Source organism: Streptomyces silaceus, from assembly GCF_001419745.1.
Taxonomy (GTDB): Bacteria; Actinomycetota; Actinomycetes; order Streptomycetales; family Streptomycetaceae; genus Streptomyces; species Streptomyces silaceus.
Map to the genome: position 1 here is coordinate 1 of NZ_LIRJ01000312.1, position 9,656 is coordinate 9,656.

Sequence of the window (9,656 nt, forward strand, 5' to 3'; positions counted from 1 at the left end):
CGCCGTCCTCGCCCTGGAGGCGCAGCGCGCGGACGCCCTCGTCATCGGCGAGGACCTCGGCACCGTCGAGCCGGGCGTGCGCGAGCGGCTGCGCGAGCACGGCGTGCTCGGCACCTCGGTGCTCTGGTTCGAGCGGGACTGGGAGCGCACGGGCCGTCCGCTGCCCGCCGACGCCTGGCGCGCCGACTGCGTGGCCACCGCCACCACGCACGACCTGCCCCCGACGGCCGCCCGCCTCACCGGCGAGCACGTCCGACTCCGGTACGACCTGGGCCTGTTGACCCGCCCGCTGGCGCAGGAGCACGCCGAGGCCGCCGCCGACGTGCACGAGTGGCTGTGCCTGCTCTCGCGGCTCGGCATGCTGCCCGGCGGCATCGGCTGCGAGGAGGACGAGATCCGCGCCCTGCACCGCTTCCTGCTGTCCACCCCGGCCCGCATGGTCGGCGTCTGGCTGCCGGACGCGGTGGGCGACCGCCGCCCGCAGAACCTGCCGGGCACCTGGGACCAGTACCCCAACTGGCGGCTGCCGGTCGCCGACGCCGCCGGACGCCCCGTCACCCTGGAGGACCTGGCCGCCTCCCCGCGTCTGCACGCGCTCATGGCGGTGTTCCGCGCGGGGGCGGGCAGGCCCGGAGGTGCCCGTACGGCACCCCCGGGCGCGCACCCCGTTTAGGAGTTCGCTACGTTTGCACCGTGGACAAGAAGAACGCTCTGCGCGCCGGCGCCCTGGCCTCCGGCACGACGCTGATGATGCTGCTGATGTCGTCCCCCGCGAGCGCGCTCGTGCGCGACGACGGCGACGACCCGGGCTCGGGCCTGAGTGTCATCGACACGCTCGGCCTCTTTGTCGTGGCGCCCATCGTGCTGTTCCTGGTGATCGCGGGCCTCGTGATGGTCGGCGACAAGTCCCGCAAGCAGCAGAAGCAGGGCTGACCCGCAGCACTCCCGAGGGCCGCCCCGGCCCTCGTTCCTCAGCTTGTCGCGCCGAGGGCGCCCTTCAGCGACGTACCGCCGTTCCGAGCGGACGTGGCAGGAGGGCGCCCTCGGCGTGCTCGCATGCCCGGCACCCGCTGCCCGGCGCCCGGCTCCTTCAGGGCCCCTCGGCCGTCAGATAGCGCTGGAGCGTCGGCGCGAGCCACGCGGTGATCTCCTCGGGCGTCAGCGCCACCGACGGCGGGATGCGCAGGACGTACCGCGCCAGCGCCATGCCGAGCAGCTGCGACGCGCAGAGCGCGGCCCGCGTCGGCGCCTGCGCGGGGTCCGGGCAGACCTGGCGCGCCACCGGCAGGATCTGCGCCGCGAAGATGCCCTGCATGCGCTCGGCGCCCGCCTCGTTCGTGATGCCGACGCGCAGCAGCGCGACGAGCACGTCGCCGCCCTCCCACATGGTCAGGAAGTGGGAGACGAGCACCCGCCCGGCGTCCGCGCGCGGCACCCGGGCGAAGTCCGGCAGCCGCAGGTCGACGGAGGTGGCCGCGGCGAAGAGCCCCTCCTTGTTGCCGTAGTAGCGCATCACCATCGACGGGTCGATCCGCGCGTCCTTGGCGATGGCGCGGATCGTCGCCCGCTCGTACCCGTCCGCGGCGAACCGCTCGCGGGCCGCGGCGAGGATGCCCGCGCGGGTGGCGTCGGAGCGGCGGGGCGGTGGGCCGGACACCCCGTCGGCAGGTTCTCTTTCGGTCATGCCAACAAACGTAGGCCAACGACTGTTGACGGTCCATAGGCGCGGTTCTACGTTGGCCAACAAGCGTTGACCAACAAGTGTTGGCATCAGGAGGCGGCCATGAACGGCACCACCGGGCACACGGGCGGCACCGAGAACGTCACGAACATCGAGAGCGCCGGGAGCGTCAAGAGGGCCGAGAGCGCCGCGAACCCCGGGGGCGGCGGGCGGGCGGACGGCGTCGTGGTCGTCGGCGCCGGACCCACCGGGCTGCTGCTCGCCGGAGACCTCGCCGCGGCGGGCGTCCCCGTCACCCTCGTGGAGAAGCGGGCGCACGGCATCAGCAACCTCTCCCGCGCGATGGTCGTCCACGCCCGCACCCTGGAGCAGCTGGACGCGCGCGGCCTCGCCGACGAACTGGTCGCCAAGGGCGAACCGCTGAGCACGCTGCGCTTCTTCGGGCGCGTCTCGTTCGACCTCACGGACCTGCCCTCCCGCTTCCCCCACGTCCTGGTCCTGCCGCAGTACGAGGTCGAGCGGACCCTGGAGCGGCGCGCGGTCGAGGCGGGGGTGCGGTTCGCGTACGAGACCGAGGTCGTCGGGCTCGGCCAGGACGCCGACGGCGTCACGCTCGACGTCCGCGGCCCCGGCGGGACGCCCGGCGGCCTGCGCGCCGCCTACGCGGTCGGCGCCGACGGGCTGCGCAGCGGTGTGCGCCAGGGGATCGGGCTGCCCTTCCCCGGCCGGTCCGTCATCCGCTCGCTCGTCCTCGCCGACGTCAGGTTCACCGAGCCACCGGAGTCGCTGCTCGCCCTCAACGGCGTCGGTGACGCCTTCGCCGTCGTCGTGCCCTTCGCCGACGGCTACTACCGCGTCGTCGGCTGGAACCGCGCCCACGACGTGCCCGACAGCGCGCCCCTCGACCTCGACGAGGTCAAGGAGATCGTCCGGGCCGCGCTCGGCCGGGACTTCGGGATGCACGACGCCCGCTGGATGTCCCGCTTCCACAGCGACGAGCGGCAGGCGCCCGCGTACCGCGTGGGCCGGGTCTTCCTCGCCGGGGACGCCGCGCACGTCCACTCCCCGGCCGGCGGCCAGGGCATGAACACCGGACTGCAGGACGCCGCCAACCTCGGCTGGAAGCTGATCGCCGTGCTCGGCGGCCGTGCCCCGGACGGCCTGCTGGACACCTATCAGACCGAGCGGCACCCGGTCGGCAGGCAGGTGCTCCGCAGCAGCGGCGGGCTCATCAGGCTCGCGATGGCCAAGCACGTGTGGACGCGCGCCGCGCGGGCCGCGGTCGTGGCCCTCGTCGGCCACGTGCCCGCGCTGCGCGCCGAGGTGGTCGGCCGCGTCACCGGCATCGGCATCGCCTACCGGGCCCCGAAGGGCGCCCACCGGCTCACCGGGCGCCGCGTCCCCGACGTCGCCCTCAAGGAGGGGCGGCTCCACGAGGTCCTGCGCGCGGGCGAGTTCGTGCTCGTCGCCCCGGGCGGCGAGCAGCCCCCGACGGGCCGCGCCGTCCCGGCCCACTGGTCGAGCGGCCGCCGCACGACGGTCCTGGTCCGCCCCGACGGGTACGTGGCCTGGGCGGCGGACGACGCGGCGGCGGGGGAGGTGGCCGCGGCCCTGCGGACGTGGGGAGCGGCCTGAGCCAACCGTTCACTTTCCCTACATATAAACAGCGGAAAGATTCGATGGACCTGATGGGTGTGAGGGTGTCACGGTGGTCCCGCAACGCACCGAGACCCCCGCCACCGCGGGGAGAGAGGCAAGGGATACCCCGTGGCAGTCCTGGACCGGACCCCCGCTCACACCGCACCGGCCGCCGCGAGGGCGGCCGCGCGCCCCATCGGCGTCGGCCTCGCCCTCGCGGCCCTCGCCACGGTCGTCTGGTCGGGCAGCTTCGTCACCTCCCGCGCCCTGCACGACACCGTGCCGCCCGTCCAGCACGCGTTCTGGCGGTGGATCATCGCCATCGCCGCGGTCGCGCCGTTCGCGGTCCGGGAGACCTGGCGGCAGCGCGGGCTGCTGCGGCAGCACCTCGCGTTCCTGCTCCTGGCCTCCCTGTTGGGCGTCACCGTCTACAACACCCTGGTCAACCAGGCCGGCATGACGACCAGCGCGGGCAACATGGGCATGATCATGGCCGCCTCGCCCGTCCTCATGGCCGTCTACGAACGCCTCGGCGGCGCCCGGCTCGGCGCGCGCCGCGTCACCGGCATGCTCGTCGCCTGCGCCGGAGTGCTCCTCCTGGTCAGCAAGGGCTCGCTCACCATGGACTTCGCGGTCGGCGACCTCTGGATCATCGCGGCGGCGGTCTCCTTCGGCTCGTACAGCGCGCTCCTGCGGCGCAAGCCCGCCGAGATCGGCGGACTGCCCTTCCTCTTCTCGACGTTCGTGCTCGGCGCGCTGATGCTGCTGCCGGTCTTCGTCGCCAGCTATGCCGTCCAAGGCGGCTTCACGCCCACCGTCGGCACGGTCTCCCCGCTCCTGTACGTCGGCGTGGTGTCCTCCGCGGTCGCCTTCTTCGCCTGGAACAAGGCGATCTCGATCATCGGGGCGGCCCGTGCCGGGGTCGTCTACTACCTCCAGCCGGTCTGCGTCGCCCTGCTCTCCTTCGCCGTTCTCGGCGAGGCCATGGGATGGCTCCAGGTGCTGTGCATGGGCCTGATCCTCGGCGGGGTCGTGCTGGGCGCGGCCCGCGCGAAGTAGGCGGGGCGGCCCGTGGGATCCCCGCTGCTGACCAGTCGGTACGTTGGCCTCATGAGTGAGTGGGACATCAAGAAGCTGCAGATCCTGCGCACGTTGAGCGAGCGGGGCACCGTGACGGCGACGGCGCGGGCCCTGCAGATGACGCCGTCGGCCGTCTCGCAGCAGCTGTCCAACCTCGCCAAGCAGCTGGGCGTGCCGCTCCTGGAGGCCCACGGGCGGCGGGTCCGGCTCACCGACGCCGCGCACCTGGTGCTGCGGCACACGGAGGCCGTCTTCGCCCAACTGGAGCGCGCGGACGCGGAGTTGGCTGCGTACGCGCAGGGCGAGGCGGGGGAGGTGCGGGTCGGCGCCTTCTCGACGGCCGTGCCCGCCCTGGTCGTGCCCGCCGTGCGGGCGCTGCGGGAGGCGGCGCCCGGCATCTCCGTCCGCGTGCGCGAGACCGAGGCGGCGGAGGCGTACGAACTGCTCGCGGCCGGCGAGGTGGACGTCGCCCTGTCCCTGGCCGTCCAGGCACCCGCCGGAGCCGACGCGGACACGCGCTTCACCCGGGAGTCCCTGCTCGCCGACCCGCTGGACGTGGCCCTGCCCGGCGACCACCGGCTCGCCACGGCGGAAGGACTGCGGCTCGCCGACCTCGCGGGCGAGCCGTGGATCTTCGGGGGCAGCGGTCCCTGGTCCGAGATCACCCGGGCGGCCTGCGAGAGCGCCGGATTCACCCCGGAGCAGGCGCACTCGGCGTCCGGCTGGACGGCGATCCTCGCGATGGTGGAGGCGGGCATGGGGGTGGCGCTGGTCCCGCGCATGGCGGCGGTACGCCGGGACGGCGTCGTCATGCGGGAACTCACCGAGGACCACCCGACGCGCCACGTCGTGGCGGCGGTGCGCCGCGGGGCGGCGGCGGGAGCGGCGGTGGCGAGAGTCCTCGCGGCACTCCGGGAGGCGGTCCCGGCCCGCGAGGACGCCTCGTAAGGGGGCGCGGGGAACCGCGCGACCAGCCACCTACGGCCCGCGATGGAAAGCCGCGCCGGGCCTCACCCCGAACCGCCGGGCGGAGCCCCAAGGGCCCCGCCCGGCAGAGGGCGGGCTACACGTCCGCGGCGCGGGCCTTCAGCGCACGGTCGACACCCGCACGGGACTCCGTCACCAGCCGCCGCAGCGCCGCGTTCGGCTCGGCGGAGGCCAGCCACGCGTCCGTCGCGTCCAGCGTGGCCTGCGCGATCTGCAGCGACGGGTACAGGCCCGTCGCGATCTGCTGCGCCATCTCGTGCGAGCGGGAGTCCCACGCGCCCTTCACCGCGGCGAAGAACTTCTCCGTGTAGGGAGCGAGAAGTTCACGCTGGTCGGTCTGGACGAAGCCGCCGATCACCGCCTCCTGGATCGCGTTCGGCAGCGTGTCGGACTCGACGACCGAGGCCCACGCGGCGGCCTTGGCCTCCTCGGTCGGCCGCGCCGCACGCGCGTACGCCGCGTGCCGCTCGCCCGCCGCCGTCTTGTCCCGCTCCAGTTCCGCGGCGATGCCCGCCTCGTCGAGCCGGCCCGTCGCCGCGAGCCGCGCCACGAACGCCCAGCGCAGCTCCGTGTCGACCGCGAGCCCCTCGACCGACTCCGAGCCGTCGAGGAGGCCTTCGAGCAGGGCCAGGTCGGCGTCCGTGCGGGCCGTCGCCGCGAACGCGCGCGCCCACGCCAGCTGGTGGTCGCTGCCCGGCTCGGCGGCCCGCAGGTGCTCCAGCGTCGCCGCCGTCCAGCGGGCCAGCGCCTCGTCCCGGCCCGCCGGGGCCGCGTACAGGTCCAGGGAGAGCTTCACCTGGCGGTGCAGCGACTGCACGACGCCGATGTCGGACTCCTTGCCGATGCCCGAGAGGACCAGGGCGAGGTACGCGCGCGTCGGCAGCTCCGCGTCGCGCGTCATGTCCCACGCCGACGCCCAGCACAGGGCGCGCGGCAGCGACGCCTCGAAGTCGCCGATGTGCTCGGTGACGAACGCCAGCGACTCGCTGTCCAGGCGGACCTTCGCGTACGAGAGGTCGTCGTCGTTGAGCAGGATGACCGCCGGGCGTGCCTTGCCGACCAGGGCCTCCACGGCCGTCAGCTCGCCGTCGACGTCCAGCTCCACGCGGTCGGTGCGGACCAGCTTGCCGGAGGCGTCGTCCAGGTCGTAGAAGCCGATGGCGATGCGGTGCGGGCGCAGCGTCGACTCGCCCTTGGCGCCCTCGGGCAGCGCGGGGGCCTCCTGCTTGACCGCGAAGGACGTGATGACGCCGCGCGTGTCGACGTCCACGACCGGCCGCAGGACGTTGATGCCCGCCGTCTCCAGCCACTTCTTCGACCAGGTCTTCAGGTCGCGGCCACTGGTCTCCTCCAGGGCGCCGAGCAGGTCGGACAGGCGCGTGTTGCCGAACGCGTGGCGCTTGAAGTACGCCTGCACGCCCTGGAAGAACTCGTCCTGGCCGACGTACGCGACGAGCTGCTTGAGGACCGAGGCGCCCTTGGCGTATGTGATGCCGTCGAAGTTGACCAGGACGTCGTCCAGGTCACGGATGTCGGCCATGATCGGGTGCGTGGACGGCAGCTGGTCCTGGCGGTACGCCCACGTCTTCATGGAGTTGGCGAACGTCGTCCAGGAGTGCGGCCACTTCGAACCCGGCGCGTACGCCTGGCAGGCGGCCTCGGCGTAGGTGGCGAACGACTCGTTCAGCCACAGGTCGTTCCACCACTCCATGGTGACCAGGTCGCCGAACCACATGTGCGCCAGCTCGTGCAGGATCGTGGCGGCCCGCACCTCGTACGCGGCGTCGGTCACCTTCGAGCGGAACACGTACTGGTCGCGGATGGTCACCGCGCCCGCGTTCTCCATCGCGCCCGCGTTGAACTCCGGCACGAAGAGCTGGTCGTACTTGGGGAAGGGGTAGGCGTAGTCGAACTTCTCCTGGAACCAGTCGAAGCCCTGCCGGGTGACCTCGAAGATCGCGTCCGCGTCCAGGAACTCGGCGAGCGAGGGACGGCAGTAGATGCCGAGCGGCACGGACTGCCCGCCCGGACCCTCGTACGACGAGTGCACCGCGTGGTACGGGCCGACGATCAGCGCCGTGACGTACGTCGACATGCGCTGGGTCGGCTCGAACGTCCAGATGTCGTCCTTCGGCTCGGGCGTCGGCGAGTTGGAGATCACCGTCCAGCCGCTCGGCGCCTTCACGGTGAACTGGAAGGTGGCCTTCAGGTCCGGCTGCTCGAAGGAGGCGAAGACGCGGCGCGCGTCCGGCACCTCGAACTGCGTGTACAGGTACGCCTGCTGGTCGACCGGGTCGACGAAGCGGTGCAGGCCCTCACCGGTGTTGGTGTACTCGCAGTCGGCCACGACCCGCAGTTCGTTGCGCCCGGCCTTCAGGTGCCTGAGCGCGATGCGCGAGTCGCGGAACACCGCGCCGATCTCCAGCGCGTGGCCGTTCAGGACGGCCTCGTGGACCGCGGGGGCCACCAGGTCGATGAAGGTCTCCGCGTCCGCCTCGGCGGAGTCGAAGCGCACCGTGGTCACGGACCGGTAGGTGCCGCCCTCCTGCGCGCCGGAGAGGTCGAGATCGATCTCGTACGAGTCAACGGTGAGCAGCTTCGCCCGCTGCTGCGCCTCTTCGCGGGTCAGATTGGTGCCGGGCACGCGGTCATCTCCTCGGATGCGACTTCTGGTCGTCGTCTGGTCGACGTCGGCACGGCGGGGGCTTCTGGTCCCCCGCCGGGACGACAGGTCGTTCTGGTCTCTTCGATTAGGACGTACGGGGACTTCGGGGGGTGCCACTTGTGGTGTTTCCGGCCATCCTTCCATGCGGCCCGGGATGGCCGCCCGGGCCATTGTTCTCCCGCTGTCGTGCGGTTACGCTCCGCGCGTTCGCACCGGTCCGGGGCGGCCGCAGACCACGGCCACGAGGACGGTCAGGGACCACAGGGGGACGCGGGAGATGCTGGGGAACGCAGCGCTGCCGGGCGGCGCGGGTGCGGCCGCGCGACGGCCATGATCGACGTACTGGTGGCGGGCGCGGGCATCGGAGGGCTCACCACCGCGCTGAGTCTGCACGCGGCGGGCATCGACGTGCGCGTGGTGGACGCCGTCGACGAACTGCGGCCCGTCGGCGTGGGCATCAACCTGCTGCCGCACGCCGTGCGGGAGCTCACCGAGCTGGGGCTCGGCGGCGAACTCGCCGCGACGGCCGTCGCGCCCGACGAGATGGTCCACTTCGACCGGCACGGCAACCGCATCTGGGCCGAGCCGCGCGGGCGGTCCCTCGGCTACCGCTGGCCGCAGTACTCCATCCACCGCGGCGCCCTCCAGCTGCTGCTCCTGGACGCGGTGCGCGACCGGCTCGGCGACCACGCGGTGCGCACCGGCACGGCCTTCGTGCGGCTCGCCGAGCGCGAGGGCTCCGCGCTGCGGGTGATCCTGCGGGACGTGCGGCGCGCCAGGGAGTACGCGGTGCGGGTGCGGGCCCTCGTCGGGGCGGACGGGCTGCACTCGGCGGTGCGGGGCATGCTGCACCACGGCGAGGGGCCGCCGCTGTGGAACGGCATCCGGATGTGGCGCGGCACCGTCGACTGGCACCCGGTGCTCGGCGGGCGCACGGTCGCGGTGGCCGGCAGCAACGCCACCGCGAAGCTCGTCGTCTACCCGATCTCGCGGCCGGCCCAGGAGCGGGGCCGGGCGCTGCTCAACTGGGTGGCGGAGGTGCGGTTCCCGCTGACGCACCACCACGGCATGGCGGGGCCCGCCGACTGGAACCGCTCGGGGCGGCTCTCCGACGTCCTGCCGCACTACGCGGGCTGGCGCGTCGGCGACCTCGACGTCCCCGCGATGCTGGCCGCGACGCGGCACATCCTGGAGTATCCGATGGTCGACCGGGACCCGCTGGCCCGGTGGGGCCGGGGCCCGGTGACCCTGCTCGGCGACGCGGCCCACCCGATGTACCCGGTCGGGTCGAACGGCGGCACCCAGGCGATCCTCGACGCCCGCGTCCTGGCCCGCTGCCTCGCCCACACCTCGCCGGACCGGGAGGCCGGCCTGCGCGCGTACGAGGAGGTCCGGCGCGACGCGGTCAACGCGATCGTCCTCGCCAACCGCGACATGCCCGCCGACCGCATCCTCCAGGCCGTCGCCGAACGCGCCCCCGACGGCTTCGACCACGTGGAGGACGTCCTGACCCCCGAGGAACTCGCCTTCCTGGACGAGGCCTACCGCAGAACCACGGGCGTCGACGTGACGGAACTGAACCGGAGGGGGTCGTGGGGGGTGGGG

At 73.4% G+C, this 9,656-nt stretch carries 8 protein-coding genes; 6 read left to right on the forward strand and 2 right to left on the reverse strand.

The annotated features are described in order from the left end of the window. Both AOK22_RS26800 and AOK22_RS26805 read left to right on the forward strand, forming a co-directional pair. The coding region (locus tag AOK22_RS26800) for a 4-alpha-glucanotransferase (protein WP_167357891.1) at positions 1–673 on the forward strand (673 nt) is incomplete at its 5' end. 20 nt (positions 674–693) lie between these two features. Beyond that, positions 694–933 (forward strand): hypothetical protein, encoded by a 240-nt coding sequence (locus tag AOK22_RS26805; RefSeq protein ID WP_055701284.1) that lies wholly within the window; start codon positions 694–696, stop codon positions 931–933. A 157-nt stretch (positions 934–1,090) separates the two neighbouring features. Here AOK22_RS26805 and AOK22_RS26810 read toward each other — a convergent pair whose 3' ends face one another. Further along, entirely contained in the window at positions 1,091–1,684 is a 594-nt protein-coding gene (locus tag AOK22_RS26810; protein ID WP_055701285.1) for a TetR/AcrR family transcriptional regulator, read from the reverse strand. A 99-nt stretch (positions 1,685–1,783) separates the two neighbouring features. Here AOK22_RS26810 and AOK22_RS26815 point away from each other — a divergent pair, with 99 nt between their 5' ends. The 3 genes from AOK22_RS26815 (at position 1,784) to AOK22_RS26825 (ending at position 5,347) form a co-directional block, all read left to right on the forward strand. Further along, complete coding sequence (locus AOK22_RS26815) at positions 1,784–3,316, forward strand: FAD-dependent monooxygenase (protein ID WP_079036839.1); 1,533 nt, start codon at positions 1,784–1,786, stop codon at positions 3,314–3,316. A gap of 141 nt (positions 3,317–3,457) precedes the next feature. Continuing rightward, positions 3,458–4,378, forward strand: a complete 921-nt coding sequence (locus AOK22_RS26820) for a DMT family transporter (protein ID WP_055701290.1) — start codon at positions 3,458–3,460, stop codon at positions 4,376–4,378. A 51-nt stretch (positions 4,379–4,429) separates the two neighbouring features. Next, a complete protein-coding gene (locus AOK22_RS26825; protein ID WP_055701286.1) occupies positions 4,430–5,347 on the forward strand; it encodes a LysR family transcriptional regulator in 918 nt (305 codons plus the stop codon). Between the two features lie 115 nt (positions 5,348–5,462). On the opposite strand, the gene pepN is transcribed toward AOK22_RS26825, so the two are convergent. After that, complete coding sequence (gene pepN, locus AOK22_RS26830) at positions 5,463–8,030, reverse strand: aminopeptidase N (RefSeq protein ID WP_055701287.1); 2,568 nt, start codon at positions 8,028–8,030, stop codon at positions 5,463–5,465. Positions 8,031–8,381: 351 nt separating this feature from the next. Between pepN and AOK22_RS26835 the strand changes: the two genes are divergently transcribed. Further along, positions 8,382–9,656 (forward strand): flavin-dependent oxidoreductase (locus AOK22_RS26835; RefSeq protein WP_055701288.1); only part of this gene is annotated, 1,275 nt, incomplete at its 3' end.

Bases quoted from the DNA above. Each gene is read 5' to 3' on its own strand.
- AOK22_RS26810 (WP_055701285.1), bottom strand. From the start codon at position 1,684: ATGACCGAAAGAGAACCTGCCGACGGGGTGTCCGGCCCACCGCCCCGC.
- AOK22_RS26825 (WP_055701286.1), top strand. From the start codon at position 4,430: ATGAGTGAGTGGGACATCAAGAAGCTGCAGATCCTGCGCACGTTGAGC.
- AOK22_RS26815 (WP_079036839.1), top strand. From the start codon at position 1,784: ATGAACGGCACCACCGGGCACACGGGCGGCACCGAGAACGTCACGAAC.